Source organism: Planctomycetota bacterium (genome assembly GCA_038746835.1).
In the GTDB taxonomy this organism is placed as follows: Bacteria; Planctomycetota; Phycisphaerae; order Tepidisphaerales; family Tepidisphaeraceae; genus JBCDKH01.
Genome location: JBCDKH010000056.1, coordinates 1 through 19,093, shown reverse-complemented (window position 1 = coordinate 19,093; position 19,093 = coordinate 1). Strand labels below are relative to the sequence as shown.

General features: G+C 64.7%; 12 protein-coding genes and 1 pseudogene. 12 read left to right on the top strand and 1 reads right to left on the bottom strand.

The window, feature by feature from the left end:
- Positions 1–202 precede the first annotated feature (202 nt).
- Positions 203–838, top strand: coding sequence for a methyltransferase domain-containing protein (locus AAGI46_07700; GenBank protein MEM1012088.1), 636 nt, complete (start codon positions 203–205; stop codon positions 836–838).
- Positions 839–927: 89 nt separating this feature from the next.
- On the opposite strand, the gene AAGI46_07695 is transcribed toward AAGI46_07700, so the two are convergent.
- A complete protein-coding gene (locus AAGI46_07695) occupies positions 928–1,368 on the bottom strand; it encodes a hotdog domain-containing protein (GenBank protein ID MEM1012087.1) in 441 nt (146 codons plus the stop codon).
- A gap of 77 nt (positions 1,369–1,445) precedes the next feature.
- Between AAGI46_07695 and AAGI46_07690 the strand changes: the two are divergent.
- The 11 genes and pseudogenes from AAGI46_07690 to AAGI46_07640 form a co-directional block, all read left to right on the top strand.
- Positions 1,446–1,775: pseudogene (locus tag AAGI46_07690) on the top strand (prepilin peptidase).
- 1,113 nt (positions 1,776–2,888) lie between these two features.
- Positions 2,889–3,971 carry an NADH-quinone oxidoreductase subunit J gene (locus tag AAGI46_07685; protein MEM1012086.1) on the top strand — a complete coding sequence of 361 codons (1,083 nt, stop codon included), beginning with the start codon at positions 2,889–2,891 and terminating at the stop codon, positions 3,969–3,971.
- A 112-nt stretch (positions 3,972–4,083) separates the two neighbouring features.
- Complete coding sequence (gene nuoK, locus AAGI46_07680) at positions 4,084–4,392, top strand: NADH-quinone oxidoreductase subunit NuoK (GenBank protein ID MEM1012085.1); 309 nt, start codon at positions 4,084–4,086, stop codon at positions 4,390–4,392.
- Positions 4,393–4,514: 122 nt separating this feature from the next.
- Positions 4,515–6,956 carry an NADH-quinone oxidoreductase subunit L gene (gene nuoL / locus AAGI46_07675; protein MEM1012084.1) on the top strand — a complete coding sequence of 814 codons (2,442 nt, stop codon included), beginning with the start codon at positions 4,515–4,517 and terminating at the stop codon, positions 6,954–6,956.
- Positions 6,957–6,999: 43 nt separating this feature from the next.
- A complete protein-coding gene (locus tag AAGI46_07670) occupies positions 7,000–8,628 on the top strand; it encodes an NADH-quinone oxidoreductase subunit M (GenBank protein ID MEM1012083.1) in 1,629 nt (542 codons plus the stop codon).
- A gap of 39 nt (positions 8,629–8,667) precedes the next feature.
- Complete coding sequence (locus tag AAGI46_07665; protein MEM1012082.1) at positions 8,668–10,353, top strand: NADH-quinone oxidoreductase subunit N; 1,686 nt, start codon at positions 8,668–8,670, stop codon at positions 10,351–10,353.
- 25 nt (positions 10,354–10,378) lie between these two features.
- Positions 10,379–11,467, top strand: a complete 1,089-nt coding sequence (locus AAGI46_07660) for a glycosyltransferase family 4 protein (GenBank protein ID MEM1012081.1) — start codon at positions 10,379–10,381, stop codon at positions 11,465–11,467.
- A 211-nt stretch (positions 11,468–11,678) separates the two neighbouring features.
- Positions 11,679–13,376, top strand: a complete 1,698-nt coding sequence (locus AAGI46_07655) for a complex I subunit 1 family protein (GenBank protein MEM1012080.1) — start codon at positions 11,679–11,681, stop codon at positions 13,374–13,376.
- A 79-nt stretch (positions 13,377–13,455) separates the two neighbouring features.
- Complete coding sequence (locus AAGI46_07650; GenBank protein MEM1012079.1) at positions 13,456–14,739, top strand: TadG family pilus assembly protein; 1,284 nt, start codon at positions 13,456–13,458, stop codon at positions 14,737–14,739.
- A gap of 66 nt (positions 14,740–14,805) precedes the next feature.
- Positions 14,806–15,447, top strand: a complete 642-nt coding sequence (locus AAGI46_07645) for an NADH-quinone oxidoreductase subunit I (GenBank protein ID MEM1012078.1) — start codon at positions 14,806–14,808, stop codon at positions 15,445–15,447.
- Between the two features lie 148 nt (positions 15,448–15,595).
- Positions 15,596–19,093: hypothetical protein (locus AAGI46_07640; protein MEM1012077.1), on the top strand; the 3,498-nt coding region annotated here is incomplete at its 3' end.

The following is a 19,093-nucleotide window of genomic DNA, read 5'->3' as shown; positions in this document are numbered from 1 at the left end:
GCGGGTCTCGACGCGCGCCGGACCCGCTCGCTCACGCTCGGGGCTCGTCTCCGAGAGCGCGTTTTCGGATCAGAAGTCGTCCTACGCTCCAGTGCCAACGCATCTCTGCAGTGCTCTGAATGCGACTGTGCAATATTGCAGTGGCACGGAGTTCCCTCGGGAGCAGGTCGCGGAATCGTCATCGATGCGGTTATCGTTTCGCGTGCCGCGACGTGTCGATCTTGAGCCCGAGTGGATGGACGCGCCGGGCGTCGACGAGCAGGAGCTGACACGCTCGCTCGGGTTCATCCGGCGGATCAACACGCTGCTCCGCTACAACGCCGCCACCGCGCACGTCGTCCGCGACACCTTCGACGAGCCGTCGTCGGTGTTGGATGTCTGCTGCGGGTCGAATGACCTTGCCGAGCAGACCGGCTGGCCGACGGTGGGGCTCGATTTTCACGGCGGAACGCTGAAGGTCGCAACGGGCCGACTCGTCCGCGGCGACGCGCTTCGGCTGCCGTTCGCGGACGACGCGTTCGACGTGGCCGTCTGTCAGATGGCGCTCCATCACTTCGAGGACGACGAGGCCCGGCAGATTCTGGAGGAAATGACCCGTGTCTCCCGCCGCGGCTGGGTCGCGGCCGACCTCTTGCGACGACGACGCGCGGCAGTGTGGATTCGGCTCTTCACGCTCTTTGCCGGCCCGATGGTGCGTCACGACGCCCGCCTCAGCGTCCGCCAGGCCTGGTCACCTGCCGAGGCCCGATCGCTCGGCGAGGCCGTCGGTGCTACTTATCGCGAACACTTCGGCCACCGCTTCACGCTGACCCTCACGAAGCCAACTCCGTCATCCTGAGCGAGCGCAGCGAGCCGAAGGACCTCGCCCGGTCGACCACCAGAGACACGGCGAGGTCCCTCGGCTGCGCTCGGGATGACGGCGTGTTGCTATCGCGCGACCTCGTAGGCCGCGGTCGGTGGGTTTTCGAACGGGATTGGCTTGCCCGCGGGATCAACGGCGACCATCGTCAGCGTGGCCGTCGTGACGGGGACGATGTCGCCCGAGTCGAACCGCTCGGCCTCGACATCGACTCGGACATCGATGCTGCTGGTGCCCTTTCGGATGGTCCGCGTCCAGAACGTTGCGACATCGCCCAGGCGGACGGGCGAGTCGAAGCTGACCTGCGTCATCGCGGCCGTCACCCAGCGGTGGCAGCCGAGGGCTCGGGCCTCGACGAAGCCCGCCTGGTCGACGTGGCTCAGGATCACGCCGCCGAAAACCGTGCCGTAGGGGTTGGTGTCCTTGGGCATCGTCATGATGCGCAGGGCGAGTCGGCGGTCCTTCTCACCGCGATGATCGCGGGCGGCCTTGTCGGCTTTCTTGCTCACGATGACAATGTAACGCCCGCCAAGCTTGCCGGTGGAGGCATGACATCCGACGATGCCACGGCCGCATGTGGACCTGGATCGACCCGCTCGACGCCATCGCCGTCATTTTCGTCTTCGCCCTGGGTGCGTGCTGCGGGTCGTTCCTGAACGTCATCGTGCTCCGGCTCCCGGGCGTCGAGCCGCACGAGGGCGAGTCGGTCTGGCAGTTCGGCAGGCGACAGATGCGGTCGCTGGCCTACCCGCCGAGCCGGTGCCCGCGGTGCGAATCGCGATTGAAGATCTACGACAACGTGCCGATCCTCGGCTGGCTCTGGCTCCGCGGGAAGTGTCGCAACTGCCGCCTGCCGATCAGCGTCCGCTACCCGATCGTCGAGGCATTCACCGCGCTGCTGTTCGCCGGGGTTTTCTCGGCCTTCTTCTTCCTCGGCCCGACCTTCGGCCCACCGACGCCGGCGATCGAGCGGAGCAATCCGGCGTTCTACGGAAGCTTCACTGAGCTGCGCGGCTTCGAGGCCGTCGATGACCCGGAGGAAGCCCGTGCGGCCGGTGTGCCGTTCGCCAGCACGCGGGTTCGCCTCAACACGCGGCTTCTGCATGACTGGCCGATGCTGGCGATCGTGTTGTCGCTGCTGTTTTGCCTGCTGGCGGCGTCGATGATCGACGCAGAGCACTACATCATCCCGAGATCGCTCAGCTATCTCCCGGCGGTGATCGGCGTTGTGCTCCACACGGCCTTCGGCAACGTCGGCGGGCCGTTGGACGTGTCGGTCGGGCCAACCGGTCTCGCGTGGGCAACGGGCGGACTGGTCGGCTGGCTGCTGGCGCTGGGTCTGCTGCGCTTCGGCGTGCTGCGACAAAGCTTCTCCGCCGGCATGCCCGACCTCGAAAAAGACGGCGGCGAGGCGTGGCCGCCCGGTCTGATTCGACGCGAAATTCTCTGGGAAGTCGCGTTCCTCGCCCTGCCGATCGGCCTGGGTCTCGCCGCCGCTTGGTACACGATCAACATCGACGGCGACGTCTTCTCTCGACTGGCCGAGATCCGCCCGGTCGCGTCGGCTGGCGGAGCGATTCTCGGCGGCCTGATCGGCGCCGGCGTCATTTGGATCGTCCGCGTCGCAGGCTCGATCGGATTCGGCCGGGAGGCGATGGGTCTGGGCGATGTCGACCTGATGTTCGGCGTTGGTTGCTGTATCGGTGCCGGACCGGCGTCGATCGCGGTCTTTCCTGCCGCGATGGTCGGTTTGGTGTTCGCGCTGATTCGCTTGATCCGGGGCGGCGGGCGAGAGATGCCGTTCGGGCCGTCGCTTGCGACCGGGTCTCTGTTACTCCTCGTCTTCTGGAATCCGCTGGCAGACTGGCTTTTTCCCGGGCTTTTGGGGCTCGGCATCGTGCTGGGTGACCTTGCGCCGTACGTCGGTCTGTGATCGAACCAGGATGTTGCGGGCCTGTGGCAACGGCCATATGCTCGCCGCCCCGCGGCAAATCCTGCTGTGGCAAGCCGTTCCGACGCGACGCTTTCGATGCCTTTCGACCTCGTCAACCCACACCTGGCCACGCTGACCGCGCCGCTCCCCGACGAGGCTTTTGCGACCCAGGCCGGAGTGATGACGCCGATCATCGTCATGTCGCTCTCGGCCATCGCGGCCGTGGCGACGATTCTGCTGCTGCCGGGCAAGCTCTCGGTCGCCTGGCGTCGACTCGGCGGTTCGATGCTGGCGATGGCGCTCGTCTCGTTTGGCATCATCGCCCTGCTCGCGGCCGGGTGGTACGACGTCTACTTCTGGGCCTTTGCCGCCATCGCCATCGGCGGCAGCGTCCGCGTCATCACGCACCCGCAGCCGGTTTACTCGGCCCTCTACTTCGTCCTGACCGTCTTCGCCTCGGCCGGGCTGTTCGTGTTGGCATATGCGGAGTTCATCGCCGTTGCGCTGATCACGATCTACGCCGGGGCGATCCTGGTGACGTACACGTTCGTCATCATGCTCGCCGCCGACGCTGCTCCCGAGGAGACGGGCGTTGCGGGCCGGGAGGTCGCGGCCAAGGACTTCCTCGCCGCCCACGATGCCAACGCCCGGAGCCCCGTCGCCGCCAGCATCATCGGCTTCGTGACGGCCGGCATGCTGCTGTTCGTCGTCTTCGAGCGTGCCCCGCGCCAGCTCGACAAGCGGCTGAGCGTCATCGACCCGAGCTACATGGTCGTCAGCGACGCCGAGCTCGCTGAGACCGAGGAGTCGGCCGAGACGACGCCAGACCAGTCGCCCATCGCCGCCGAGGCCGACACCGAGCGTCGAGGCGACCTGTACACCTACGACAATCGCCTCGCCTACGCCCAGGAGGCCAATCGCGGCGGCATCCAGGTGCTTGGCGTCTACCTGTTCACCCGTCAGGCCGTCGCCCTGCAGGTGGCGGGTCTGATCCTGACGGTGGCGATGATCGGCGCGATCGTCATCGCCCGCCGCCGCATCCTGCCCGGCAGCGCCGACGACCAGGCGACGGGCGACGACACGCTGACCATGCCGTTCACGCCCGTGAACGACAACCCCAAGAGCCTCCCCGTCCACGGCACCGCCACGCCGCGACAGAAGGCGTATCCGCAGAACTGATCAGAAAGGAGAGGCACGAAGGCACACAGGCACGGAGGCACGAAGGGCTTCCAGATTAAGATCGTCAGCCCCTTCGTGCCTCCGTGCCTTCGTCCCTCCGTGCCTCCTCACCATGGACCTCCTCGCCCTCCAACATTTCCTCGCAGTCGGCGGGATCATGTTCGCGCTGGGCATGATCGGGTTCATGACGCGCAGGAACCTGATCGTCATGTTCCTGTGCACGGAGCTGATGTTCCAGGGCGTGGCCATCAGTCTGGTCGCCTTCGCGGCCTACCACAACAACGTCGCGGGGCAGGCGTTCGTCATCTTCCTCCTCGTCATCGCCGCTGCCGAAGCCACGCTGGCATTGGGCATCGTGGTGCTGCTCTTCCGGCAAAAGGGCACCGTCGACTCCGAGGCCTGGAAGGAGCTGAGGGAGTGACGGCAGAAAGCTTGAAGCTTGAAGCTTGAAGCTTGAAGCCCGAGCCGGATCGACGCCTTCCTCATTGCCACGAACTCTGACCTTCAAGCTTCAAGCTTCCTCCTTCAAGCTTTCTGGCCTTCATGCAGACCCTCGCCTCCATCTCCTGGCTCATCCCCCTGCTGCCCCTCGTCGCGGCGGCCGTGGCGGGCTTTGCGGGGAAGCGCATCCTGGGCGGACGAAGCCACTGGCCGATCTGGATCGGCGTGGGTGGCTCGGCCGTGCTGTCGCTGGCGCTGCTCTTCACGATGCTGGCCGCCAGCCCGAACCAGTCGCTGGCGTTCACCGACGACTACGAGACCGTCGTCGCCAACAAGCCCGAGATCATCGGGAAAAAGGACAAGGCCGACGAGGCCCACAGCGACGAAGCCAACTCGGACGACGAAGATCACGCGGGTGACAAAGCCCACGCGCACGACGATCACGCGCACCACGGCCCGGACGGCGACGTCAAGCTCCTCCGCAGCCACTGGTTCACCTGGATCGCGGCAGGCGATGACACCTCGAAGAACGTCCCGCCGTCTCTGACCGAGGCTCAGGTCGTCGAGCTCGCCCTGTCACGCGGCGAGGCTGGCGTGCTGCCGGATCAGCTGCCCGACGTCACGCAGGTTGGCTCCGACGGCCGGACGTCGGGTTACTTCGAGGTTGTGGCTGGTGCCCTGCTCGACCCGCTGAGCGTCGTCATGCTCAGCGTCGTCTGCGGCATCGGCTTTCTGATCACGATCTTCGCCGCCGGGTACATGAAGGGCGAGACGGGCTACTGGCGATTCTTCGCCTACCTGGGCCTGTTCCTCTTCTCGATGACGTGTCTCGTCATGGGCGAGAACCTCATCATGCTCTACCTCGGCTGGGAGGGCGTGGGCCTCTGCAGCTACCTGCTGATCGGCTACTACTTCGACAAGCCCGCCGCACGCGAGGCGGCCAAGAAGGCCTTCCTCGTCAACCGCGTTGGCGACTTCGGCTTTGCCATCGGCATCATGCTCGTCTGGTGGTGCTTTGGCACCGTCAGCTACTTCGGCGACGGCGGCGTCTTCGGTGACGGCTTCGTCGAGATGGCCACCAACCCGCACGCGTTCGTTCCCGTCGAACGCCAGTGGGCACTCGACTGGATTCCGTTCGCTCTGATGCTCGGCGCCTTCGGCAAGAGTGCTCAGTTCCCGCTCTACGTCTGGCTGCCCGACGCAATGGAGGGCCCGACGCCCGTGTCGGCCCTTATCCACGCGGCCACGATGGTCACGGCCGGCGTCTACATGATCGCCCGCCTCGGCCCGGTCTTCGCTGGTAGCCCGGCAGCGCTCGTCACCATCACCGTCGTCGGCACCTTCACCGCCCTCTTCGCCGCGACCATCGCCCTGCGGCAGTTCGATCTGAAGAAGGTCTTCGCCTACTCGACGGTCAGCCAGCTGGGCTACATGTTCGTCGCCGTCGGCGTGCTGGCCCCGATGGCGGGCGTCTTCCACCTCGTCACCCACGCCTTCTTCAAGGCCCTGCTCTTCCTGTCGAGCGGTGTCGTCATGCACGCGATGCTGGGCCACCTCGACATGCGGAAGATGTCGGGCCTGAAGACCGTTCTGCCCAAGACGCGGATCCTGTGCCTCATCGGATGTGCAGCGTTGGCCGGCTTCCCAGCGACTGCTGGCTTCTTTTCGAAGGACGAGATCATCCACTTCGCCAAGTACCACGCGACGGGCGATTGGGTGGGCTGGCTGCTCTACGCACTGCTCCTGCTGACGGCGTTCCTCACGGCCTTCTACACGTTCCGCCTGTACTTCCGCGTCTTCGAGGGGCCGACGGTCGTCCCGACCGAGCCCGCGCCCGGTCACCATCACGACGATCACGGCACCAACCACGCCGACGCCGCCCACGGCGCGACGCCTGACGCCCACGCGGCCGATCACGGTCATGACGACCATCACCACGATCACGAGCCGCCGGTGATGATGGTGCCGCTGATCCTCCTCGCGGTCGGTGCGATCCTTGCCGGCTGGCTGCAGTTCCCGCTGCACTGGCTCGGCAGCTTCTTGGGCGACTCGGCGAGCTTCTTCTACGCCTGGGACATGGCCGTCCAGAAGTTCGGCCCGAACGAGAGCTACCCGGTCGCCGGTGCCTTCGGGTACGAGACCAAGAGCTTCTGGGCCTACATCGCCTCGGTAGCGCCCGGCCTGCTGATCGGCTCGGTCATCGCCGTGTCGGGTATTGGACTGGCTTACCTCCTTCACCTCAAAGACCGCGACAAGGCTGTCGGGCTCGCTCACACGTTCCGGCCATTCGTCCGGCTCTTCGACGGCAAGTACTTCGTCGACGAGATCTACAACGCCGCCGTCGTCGGCACCCTCCGCGCGACCGGCAAGATTCTCTGGGGCATCGACACGCTGCTGGACATGACCGTCAACGGCTTCGGCCACGTCGCCGCCCACGGCGGGGCGCTCACCCGCGTCGCGACGCAACGCGGCGCGCTCCAGGGCTACGCCGTCGGCATGCTGCTGGGCGTGGCCGTCATCGTCGCGGCGATCGCGATCTTCTGAGACTCGACGACTTTCACGGACTTTCAAAGGCTTTCCCCGACCGATGCTGCTCGCCACGCTCATCCTCCTGCCGACGCTGGCGGCCCTGGCGATCCTCGCCCTGCCCAAGGCGATGGCCAAGACCGTCGCGCTGGGCGCGAGCTTCCTCGAGCTAGCGCTCGCGCTCCTGCTGCTCGGCTCGGGCCTCGGCGGGACGACCGACGCGTTCGCCCCGGCCTGGCTCCAGATCGAGTCGCTCAACCTCGGCGTCAACCTCGGCATCGGCCCCGTCAGCTACTGGCTCGTCCTGCTGACCGCCGCGCTGATGCCGCTGGTCTTTCTGTCGAGCTTCGGGGCCGAGCAGAAGGCGGAGAAGGGGTACTACTTTTGGCTGACGCTGCTGGTCACGCCGATGGTCGGCACGTTCCTGGCGCGGGACGCGATCCTCTTCTACGTCTTTTTCGAGCTGACGCTCGTGCCGATGTTCTTTCTCATCGGCATCTGGGGCGGGCTCGACCGGGAGTACGCGGCCAAGAAGTTCTTCCTCTACACCTTCGTCGGCGGCGTCTTCACGCTGGCGGGCCTGCTCTTCATCGGCATTAACGCCGGCACCTTCGACCTGGCCGAGATGGCCCGCTGGGCCCAGGGCAACGTGACCAACCCGACGGCCAAGGTGCTGCTGTTCGTCGCGCTGTTCGCCGGCTTCGCGGTGAAGGTGCCGCTCTTCCCGGTGCACACGTGGCTGCCGCTGGCCCACACCGTCGCCCCGACGGCCGGCTCGGTGATCCTGGCGGGCGTGCTGCTCAAGCTCGGCACCTACGGCCTGCTCGCCGTCGCCATCCCGCTCGGCCTCATCAGCTCCGTCGAGGTCTCACCCGACGGCATCATGCCGGTCATCGGCAACAGCGTCATCCCGGTCGTCGCGATCCTCTCGATCATCGGCGTCATCTACGGCGCGCTCATCGCCTGGGTGCAGAAGGACGTCAAGAAGCTCGTCGCCTACAGCTCCGTCAGCCACCTCGGCTTCTGCGTGCTTGGCCTGGTCGCCCTGAACGATCACGGCATGCAGGGGAGCGTCTTCTACATGATCAATCATGGCATCAGCACGGGGGCTTTGTTCCTGCTGATCGGAATGATCTACGATCGATATCACACCCGAATGTTCGATGATTATTCGGGTCTCGGCAAAGTGATGCCGGTCTTTAGTTTCTTTCTGGTGCTGTTCACGATGAGCAGCATCGGGTTGCCGGGCACCAATGGGTTTGTCAGTGAATTTCTGACGATTCTCGGAGCGTTCACCAGTCCGTATCTGGGCCCGATCTACGGTGCGGCTGCCGCGCTCGGTGTGGTGCTCGGTGCGATCTACATGCTGCACATGGTCGCCAAGCTGGTCTTCGGGCCACTCAAGCTGCCGACGACGGGTCATTCGGCCGAGGAGACGCCGGGCAAGTCGCTGGACCTGAACCCGCGCGAGGTGGCGATCCTGACGCCGCTGGCGGTGCTGGTGATCGTGCTGGGCGTCTTCCCGTCGCCGCTGCTTCAAAGTGTGACGCCCGACGTCCAGGCGGCGCGTTCGCCACAGGCCGCCACGATGGTCGTCGAGACTCCGGTCACCGTTGAGCAAAACGAGGCACTGGCACCGTTAAACTTGGCTGCCGCAGAGACACCGCCGGGTACGCTCCCGAACCCCTGAACGACCGCACTGCCGCAAACGACTGTTCGCCTTTTGCCGATGGAACTTTTCTCGTTATTGCTCCCCGAGATCGTGGTCGTGGCGACCGCGCTCGTCCTGTTCCTCTTCGGCGTGGGCGGTGGCGGCGTGCGGATGCTCGTCCCGTGGATCGCCTTGGGCGGCTTGCTCGCAGCAGGCGTGATCTCGGTCGTGCGGGTGCCGGTCGACACGCTCGACTTCACCGGCGCGGTCACCAGCGATCAGCTGACGGCTTTCGTCCGCGTCCTCACGGTCATCGTCGGCATCCCGTTGGTCCTTCTGAGCTGGCCCACCAACGACGCCAGGACCGGCAACTCGGCCGTCCACTTCGGGCTCGACAGTGCCGAGTACTTCGGGCTGCTTTTGCTCAGTTTATCGGGGATTATGCTCGTTTCTGCGTCGAACGACACGATGCTCCTCTTCATGGGGATCGAGCTGGCGAGCATTCCGACGTACGTCCTTGTCGCCATGGGCCGGCCTTTGCCGAGTGCTCAGGAGGCGGGCGTCAAGTACTTCTACCTTGGGGCGATGTCCGCGGCGGTCCTGCTGATGGGCTTCGCCTACCTGTACGGCGTGACGGGCACCACGAACCTTGCCGAGACGGCGACGGCGATTCAGGGCTCGACGGGCGTGTGGCTGACGCTGGCGTTGATCCTCGTGCTGCTCGGGCTCTGCTTCAAATTGGCAGCGTTTCCCTTACATTTCTACGCCGGCGACGTCTACGCCGGTGCCGCGACGCCGGTGACGGCGCTGTTGAGCTTCGTGCCAAAGGCAGTCGGCGTGGTGGCCCTGGTGAAGGTCCTCGTGACGGCCGGTGCGGGCGTCGACGGCGTCGCCAACGGGCCGCTGCCGGCGGCGGTGTGGCAGACGCTGCTCGTCGTGGCGATCCTGACCATGACGGTCGGCAACACGATGGCCCTCATGACGCGCAACCTCAAGCGGGTCATGGCTTACAGCTCGATCGCACACAGCGGCTACATGCTCGTCGCCTTGACCGCCATGGCCGCGGCGAGCCTGGGCGGCGGGATGGACGTCGTCCAGTCGGCTGCCGCGGGCGTGCTGTTCTACCTGGTCGCGTACGGCGTGATGAACGCGGGCGTCTTCGGCGTGCTGATGATGCTCCCGACGCGCGAGCGTGTCACCGACTCCGACGGCAACGTCTACCGGCCGCCGGCGACCAGTGCCGAGACCTACGACGAGATTCGCGGCGTCGGCCGGCGTCACCCGATCCTAACGGCCGCGATGGCGATCTGCTGCATCAGCCTCATCGGCATCCCGCTGACCGTCGGTTTCCTCGGGAAGTTTTACGTTTTCCGCCCCGTGCTCGAGCTCGCCGGCGACGCGTCGGGCGAGTTCGCCAGGGCACTGTGGATCCTCGTCGGTGCGACCGCGATCAACGCAGCGATCGCAGCAGGGTACTACCTGAAGATCCTGAGCGAGATGATCCTCAAGCCCGCCCCCGACGAGGCCGAGATTGCCGCGGGTTCGGAGGCAACGGCGATTCCGGGCGCGCCGCGACAGCCGTGGCCGTTGATTGCCGCGGTGGCGTTGTCTGCTGGCGGTGCACTGCTCCTCGGCTTTGTGCCGCCGGTAATCGACTACCTGTCCGACGCCGCGCGTCTGGCCGCGTTGGATGTCTCGACGCGTGCGGTGGAACTCGCCGACGGCACGGCCGTCGCGGCGACCGAGTCGTCAGCTCTCCCCTGAAAATCGGTCATTTCGGACCCATCTGATGCGGGTCGCCCTCGTCATCTACCACGGCGATCCGACCCGCGGCGGGGCCGAGCGGTACACGCGCGACCTCGCGGACGCCCTTCCCGCCCACGGGGTCGAGCCGATCGTCGTCGCATCGTCCGCCCCGGCAGACGCGCTCGTCGACGTCGGCCGTGGCTCGCGAACGAGCCGGTATCGCCGCTTCTGCCGAGGCGTCGCGGATCAACTCGAACGTGTGTCGGCTGACGCGGTTCACCTGATGCTCCCGGTCGCCAGCGTGTCGGCCGACCTCTACCACCCGCACGCCGGCGTGGCGTGCGAGCGTGGTCGGCTGGTGTCGTGGCTGACCAACCCACGCCGTCGCGCCTTTGCCGCCGCGGAGCGTCAGCATGCGGCTGACGAGCGGACGACGTTCGTCGCACTCAGCGGCCTCATCCGCGACGCGATCCTCCGTCACCATCCGAATCTCCCTGAAAATCGCATCAAAACGGTGCCCAACGGCGTGGATGTCGGCCGATTCTGTACTGAAGGCGAAAGTGCTGACGATTCTGTGTTCACTGGCGACGCGCCGGTCGCCCTGTTCGTTGGCAACGACTGGCACCGCAAGGGTCTGGACGTCGTCCTCGATGCGATGCCCAAGGTGCCGGGGCTCCTGCTCGCCGTCGTCGGGTTCGATCGTCCGAGCGTCGAAGAGGCGATGCACAAGCGAGCGTCATCGCTGGGTGTGTCCGATCGCGTGGCGTGGCTCGGCAAACGATCGGACCTGCCGGCCTTGTACCGAGCGTCCAGCGTGTTCGTGCACGCGTCCCGGCGAGATCCGTCGTCGCTGGTCACGCTCGAAGCACTCGCCACCGGAACGCCAGTCGTCGGCACGCCGCAGGCCGGGGCGATGGAGACGATGACCGACGGCCGCCACGGCCGGATTGTCGAGGCGGCGGACATTGCGTCGGCGCTTCGAGAGGCGACCGACGACGAGACCAACCGCCGCTGGCGTTCCGCCCTTCCGGAGCTTCGCGACGTGCTCTCATTCGACCGTCATGTGGAGACGATTGTGTCGATTTACAAGGGGAAATCGAGCGTACCTGATGCGACGCCACCGTCATCCTGAGCGAGCGGAGCGAGTCGAAGGACCTCGCTTGGAGAACCGTCCAGACCCCGACGAGGTCCCTCGGCTGCGCTCGGGATGACGGAGGTGGCCGTCGCCCGCGCGTGCGGTTGTGACGGCGGCTTGGACGCAGCGGGTGGGCTGTTTATGCTTCTGCCCACCCCGACCCCAGTTCCCCGACGCCGCCTGTGATGCGGCAACGCAGACGACCACGATGTCCACCCCGCTCCTGCTCCCGCCGGCCGATTTGATCGACACGATCGGCACGTATGTCGCGGCCTACCACTGGGTGATCCTCGCGTTCGTCTTCCACCTCACCGTGCTTGGTGCAGTGGCCTATCTGATCCTGCTCGAGCGCAAGACCGCCAGCTGGGTCCAGGACCGCATCGGCCCGAACCGCGTGGGCTTCAACTTCGGCCTGCCGTTCATGCCGAAGTTCCACTTCTGGGGCCTCGGGCAGCCGCTGGCGGACGGGCTGAAGTTCCTGGTGAAAGAGGACTACGGGCGCAAGGGTGTCGACCGCATTCTCTTCAGCCTCGCGCCGATCGTGATGATCATCGTGGTCATCATCTCGATTGCCGTGATCCCGTGGGGCGGCGTGCGGGAGGTGACCAAGACGATCACCGTCGACAGCAGCCGGCTCGACGCCGCAGCGTTCGCGGAGACGGCAGCCCTGGACGGCCGACTGGGCGAGCAGGCGGAGCGGGCGATTCGCCACTACCTGCCCTACGACGCCGAGTTCGTCACGCCCATCGATCTCGCTGCTGCCCAGTCGCAGGCGACGTTCGACAACAACGGCAACGTCAACGGCTACCGCGTTCCAGTCCACTACCGGTACCACTTCCAGATCGCCAACCTGAACATCGGCATCCTGTTCGTCCTGGCGGTGCTGAGTCTCGCGGTCTACGGCGTGGTGATTGGCGGGTGGGCGTCGGACAACAAGTACAGCTTCCTCGGCGGGCTGCGGGCGACGGCGAACATGATCAGCTACGAGATCCCGCTCGGCATGAGCGCGCTCATCGTCGTCATCATGTTCGGCACGCTCGACCTCGCGCTCCTAGTCGATCGGCAAGCCGACTACTGGTTCGGCGTGATCCCGGCGTGGAACATGTTCGCCCAGCCGCTGGCGTTCCTGCTGTTCCTGGTCTGCATCCACGCCGAGGCGAACCGGGCACCGTTCGACATGGCCGAGGCGGAGCAGGAGCTGGTGGGTGGCTACCACACCGAGTACAGCTCGATGCGATTCGCGCTCTTCTTCCTCGCCGAGTACGCGGGCATGGTCACTACGGCCCTGGTGCTCGCGGCGCTGTTCTGGGGCGGATGGCATGTGCCCTACCTCGACTGGGTTATCCAGGGCATTTTCCAGACGAGGCCTGAGGGTGCGCCGGCGAGTGTGACGACGAGCCTGATCGAGTGCATCTTCCGCAGCGGCGTCATCTTCGGTAAGGCCGTCCTGGTGCTGTTCATCTTCATGTGGGTCCGCTGGAGCCTGCCGCGCTTCCGGTTCGACCAGCTGATGCAGATCGCGTGGAAGGGCCTCATCCCGATCATGTTGGTGCTGATCGTCTCGACGACGCTGCTGGTCTACTACTTCGGCGTCACGGGTCGGCCGACCGTCGACGGGCTGGACGGTGTGCATGCAGTGGCGTTCCTGGGGCTCAATGTGGTCGTGACGGCGATCATCGTCATCGGCAGCTTTGTCATTCCCGCTGGCGCGAACCAGAACGCCCGCGTCGCCGTCCCTGGCAGCCGATTCCGCCGGACGCCGTTGCCTCTGGGCGTGTCGCGTCGCCCCATGCGGAACGAGCAAGACGGCAACGGCTTGTCTGGCGTCGGTACGGTCAGCAACACGGGCCTCGCCGCGGGTCACGGCGGGCTGGTGAGTTACAGCCCCGACGAGCCGAAGGTCTGAGCGAGCCCTTGCGACCGATAAGCAGCATCAGCCTCGTCAGCTTCTTCAGTCGGCCCGCGACGAATCTGATAATTGCTGTGTGACTGCCAGCTGGAACACGTCCGCCCGCCCGGGGCGCCCTTGCCGTCGTGGATCGGTTCTGCTGATGGTGGTCATGCTGTTCCCCGCCTTCATGCTGCTGATGGCGATCGCGATTGAGTTCGGGAACCTGAGCTACCAGAGGTCCCAGTCTCGAACCGCAGTCGACGCGGCGGTGAAAGCGGCTGCTCGGAACATCTCTCTGAGCGAGTCGAAGGTTGAATCGATCATTGACGAGGTGCTCGCGAGCAACGGTGTCACGTCCGACGTGCTCAACTCGCTGAGTGTCGAGCTTGGCCGCTGGAACCACGATTCCAACGACTTTGAGTTGGTGCAGACGGGCGAAGAGCTGACTCAGCCCGCGAACGCCGTTCGGATCGTCGCCGAAGTCCAAGCCGAGACGACCGTCGCAAGCTTCTTCGGGATTGAGTCGACGGCTCATCAGGTCGAGGCGATCGCAACGCAACCCGGCATCGTCCTCGCGGTCAAGAACGCGGACACGTTCCGAGTCAACGACGTCTATATGCGGGAGTTCCTCACGCAGTTCGGCGTCCCGGTCCGTGTTGTCAGCCAAGGTCAGCTCAACGCGAGTGTCTTGCAGAGCGGTGAGATTCTGTTCCTCAGCAGCAGCGTCAGCTCTGGGGCGGTCGCCGCGTCCACGGTCGACGCCAATGGGCCGATCGTGTTGGGCGAGACAAACCTTGTCGATCTGTTCGGGATCGTTCCCAAGACTCCCGGCGACGCCTATCGCAACTCCCCAGCTGACATTCAGTCATGGGAGACCCATGGGACCGTCTACGCCAACGATCTGGATGTCGAGGTCAACCTCTACGACATCGACAACGAAGACGATTGGAAGACGAATTGGATCGACTGGTGGGATGATGAGGGCGTCGACGCCGTTGGCCGGGGCTATGGCCTGTTCAAGAACAACGTCGATGACGACGGTGACAACCAAGTCGACGAGAACGGCGAGGTCAAGAACTTCACGACGTCAAACGCGAAGGCCTACTACGGCTGGACCCATCGCAAGTATCTCGACGACGCGACAGTGGTCTCGACTCTGCCTGGGTACCCGGACTACGTGACCTGTTTCTGGCTTGAGGCCGGAACAGAGGTCGAGTCAGGGCGGGTGTTGGACCACAAGTTCGCCACGATCTACACCCGGACGACCGAGTACTCGGGCAGCAAGTGGCAGTACAACGACGACGGCTACGCCCAGCTGGCGCAGACGATCCGCTGGATGCTCATGGATCAGAAGCCTCGGACCACGCTGATGAGGTAGGTGTCCGCTCGGTCGATTTCATCCGTCCTGCTCCGCCTCCCGACGGAACCGGTTCTACTGTGTCGCATGGTCGAGATGGTCACGCCCGACAAGCCCCGTGCCAACCTTTCGGAGGGCCCAGTCACCGAGACGGCTCCCGAGATCATGAAGCGCCCCATCGGCAAGACCGCCGACGATGATGGGACGTACTTCACGATCACTGAGCCGAAGATGACGGTCAGCGATCAGTTCTACCTGCCGCAGGTCTTCAAGGGCCTTGGCACGACGATGCGGCACCTGTTCAACGTCGTCGTCAAGGACGAGCACCGCGTCATCCAGTACCCTGAGGAGCGTCGCGAGGACAAAAGCGTCGAGGAAGGCGGCATCTTCCGCAGCACCTATCGCGGCGTGCACCGGCTCAACAAGGACGAGGAAGGCCGCGTCAAGTGCGTCGCCTGCTTCATGTGCTCCACTGCCTGCCCGGCCAACTGCATCCACATCGAGGCAGGCGAAAGCCCGTGGGAAGATCGGGAGAAGTACCCGATCAAGTTCGACATCGACGAACTCCGCTGCATCTACTGCGGCATGTGCGAGGAAGCATGCCCCGTCGACGCGATCGAGTTGACCAGTGTCTACGACCTCGTGGGCCTGACGCGGCAGGAGATGATTTTCGACAAGAGCAAGCTGCTCGAGGTCTACGACCGCACGATCGAGCACGAGCCGATGTGACGAACGCATTCACTCTGGTGAGTGCGTTTTCCTGCTTGAGTGGCCAGAATCGGCCGCTTCGGTTGAAATTTATCGGTCTTTGAGGGAAGCTGCAGCAACCGCCGTCTGTTCGGTCGGCGGTTCGTTCAGTTTCCGGAGGATCGAAGCCATGTCCCGCGCCCATCTCACGTCGGCCATTGCGGCCGTTGCCCGTCGTCTCGTTCCCGCTCATCCGTGCCCGTCGGAACGCACGTCCGACGTGGTCGAACGGCTCGAAAGCCGTCGCCTGCTCGCGACCATCAACTGGGTCAACGAGTTCAGCGACAACTTCGACAGCTACGGCACGAACGAGGCCCAAGCCCGCAACATCGTGCGTCGAGCGATCGCCGACTGGGAGGCCGTCATCGTCGACTTCAACTACGACGACACCGGCTCCAACCAGAGCAACACGTACAACCTGACCGTCCAGGCCGAAGACATCGGCGGCCGCGGTTCGGCCCAGGTGACCAGTCGAGACGACGGAACCGACCGCAAGCCCGACGCGGCCACGGTCCGCATGGATAACAACGGCACCACCTGGTACTTCGACAACTTCATCGGCGTCGACGGCATCCCGGACGACGGCGAGTTCACCCAGGTGAACAGCCTCTTCAACGCCGAAGCTGTCGGCGGGACGGCTGACACCGGCAACGACTTCTACCGCACGATCGTCCACGAGATCGGTCATGCCATGGGGATCTTCAACAACAGTTCGGGCTTCTTTAAGATCGCAGACAACCTGGTCGACTCGGGCTTCAACGACCCCTTCAGCAGCGGCTCCGACCTGCTCGAAGTCCGTATTGGCGGCGTCGCGCGGTACACCATGACCGAGAACGGCGGCGGACACCTCTTTGAAGGCGGTGGCGGATACACGGGCCCGACGCACCCGTTCGACCTCATGAATCCCGGCCGGACCAGTGGCTTCGGCGAGCGCTCGCTCATCTCGGACGACAACGCCCTTCTGCTGCGCGACGTCTACGGGTACGACATCATCCTGCCGAGCCAGATCAACACCTTCCACGCCAACCTGAACCGGTCGACCAATGTCCTGACCGTCAACGGCGATATCCAGGGCGTTCTCAGCGACAACGTCGACCTCGAACGCTCGGGGACCAACGCGCAGATCGAGTATCAGAACGGCGGAACGACCGGTGCACGCGAGCTGATTCCCGAAGCCGAGTTCACCAGCATCGTCGTCAACACGGGCGATGGCACGGACGACGTCGACGTCGACCGACTCGTCGCTGGCAAGACCGTCACCATCAACCTCGGCGAGGGCAACGACCGCGTCGACGTAGCCCCCGATGATGGCGACATCGACACCTTCGTGCTCTCCGACATCACCGTCAACGGCGGTGGTGGCACGAGCGACGACATCCTCTTCGAAGACGAGAACGACGGAGTAGGCGGCGACACGTGGACGGTCGGCAATGGCGTCGTCAGCAAGAGCACCCGCAACATCAACTTCACCGGCATCGAGAATCTCCGGATCGACGGGGCCGACGTTGCCACGACCTACAACGTCAACTTCACCAACGCCCGCCTCGACATCAACAGCGGCACCGCGATCGACACGTTCAACGTCGGCGGTGGTGACTTCGACAACAACATCGGAGCCGTCGTCAACATCAACGACTTCACGGGGACAAACAACCTGACGATCGATGACTCGGTCGACACGGTCGACGACGATTACTTCTTCGAAAACGTTGGCGGGAACGATCCGTACCGATTCACCAAGAGCAGCGAACCGCTGGGCTTGATTTCCTGGACCGCGGAGGTCAATCAGGTGGATCTCTTGGCCAACACCGGCAGCAACGAAATCGAGTTCGGTGCGCCGACTGCGTTCCTGGCCACCCAGGACTTCGACATCTTCGGCGGCGACGGCAACGACATCCTGAAGATCGGCAGCGGTTCCAACGGAATCGCCAACATGGACGCCAACGTGACCTTTGATGGCGAGGGCGGCATCGACACCTTCGACTATCTCGCCCAGAACGTCGGCGCCATCGCCACTCGCGTCTTCAACAACTCGACGCTCACCGGCGGCACGGGCGGCGTGTTCACAGCTTCAGTCGGCACCGAGGTCTTCAACCTGGTCGTCGGCAACGGAAACGATGTCATCGACGTCAACTCGCTTCGCTCCGGCCTCGAGCTGGCGATCGTCGGCAACCCCGGCGACGACACCGTCAACATCGCTGCTGCGAGCGACGACTTCGATACCAACATCAACGGCCTGCTCACGTTCGCAGGAAACGGCGGCTTCGACCGCGCGCTTCTCAACGACACCGGTGACGGTGGCGCGGATCCGTACGACATCACCAGCATTTCGCCCAACACTTTTACCCCGGCGTCGCAACACGACTTCACCAAGGAGATCGGCGGCACGTTCCGCTTCTTCAACGACATCGAGCTCTTCGACATCGATGGCAACGCGGGCAACAACACCTTCAGCCTCCTCGGCGGTGGCGGATTACCCCTGACCCTCGACCTGAACATCTCCGGCGGCGAGGGCGATGACGTCTTCACGCTCGGCGACGGCACGGTCGGCATCGCCTTCTATGACGCCGACATGATCTTCAACGGCGATGCCGGGACCGACACCGTCGTCGTTCTGGGCCAGGGATTGGTCGGTTCGGACTACACCGTCACGAGCACGACGATCGACAACGAGTTCCTGACCAACGAGGTTACCTACTTCACCACGGAGAACATCGAACTTCGCACCGGAACGGGCGGCGACAACGTCGCTGTCCTTTCGCTGAGCACCAGCGTGGCTGCCTTCGTCGATACCGGCAACGGCGATGACGTCGTAGACGTCGGTGCACCCGGCGGCACGGTCGAGACCGTCGACGGCACGCTCGACGTCAACCTGTTCGGCGGAAACGACACGCTGAACTACAACGACGCCGCCAACAGCTTCGTCGACACCTACCTGCTCGACGGCTTCAACATCAGCCGCAGCGCTAGCGGGACCGTGACCTGGGACAGCAATGCCAACACCGTCAACGTCTTTGGCGGGACCGCTACGAACACTTTCAACATCAACGTCAGCACCTTCGTTGACTACAACGTCTTCGCAGGTGGCGGCAACGACATCGTCAACGTCAACAACGCTCTCGGCTTCGGCATTGACCTTGACACCGAGGCCGGCAGCGACGACGTCTTCATCAACACGGACGACTCCAGCCTCGCGCGAGTCACTTTCACAGCGACTGACCGACTCGACGAACTCGCCATTGGCGACGGCGGAGAGGTCGACATCGAAGGCGGCGGGGACAAGGTGCTGACGGTCGCCAGTCTCGACATCAACACCGCCGGTGTCGCGGACGGCTTCCTGAACATTCGCGACAATGCGATTGTCGTCGACTATGCCGGTGCCTCACCGCTCTCGAGTGTCCGGTCGCTGGTCCAGTCCGGCTTCAACGGCGGCGCGTTCAACGGCGACGGCATTCGCTCCAGCAACGCCGGCGGCGACTTCGCGGTTGGCTACGGCGAGTCGGCCGTCACCGGAACCACCTCGCTCTTCGGCACGAGTGTCGATTCGACGAGCGTCGTCGTTCGCTACACCGTCAACGGCGATGCCAACCTCGACGGCACCGTCAACCTGGCCGACTTCGGGCGACTC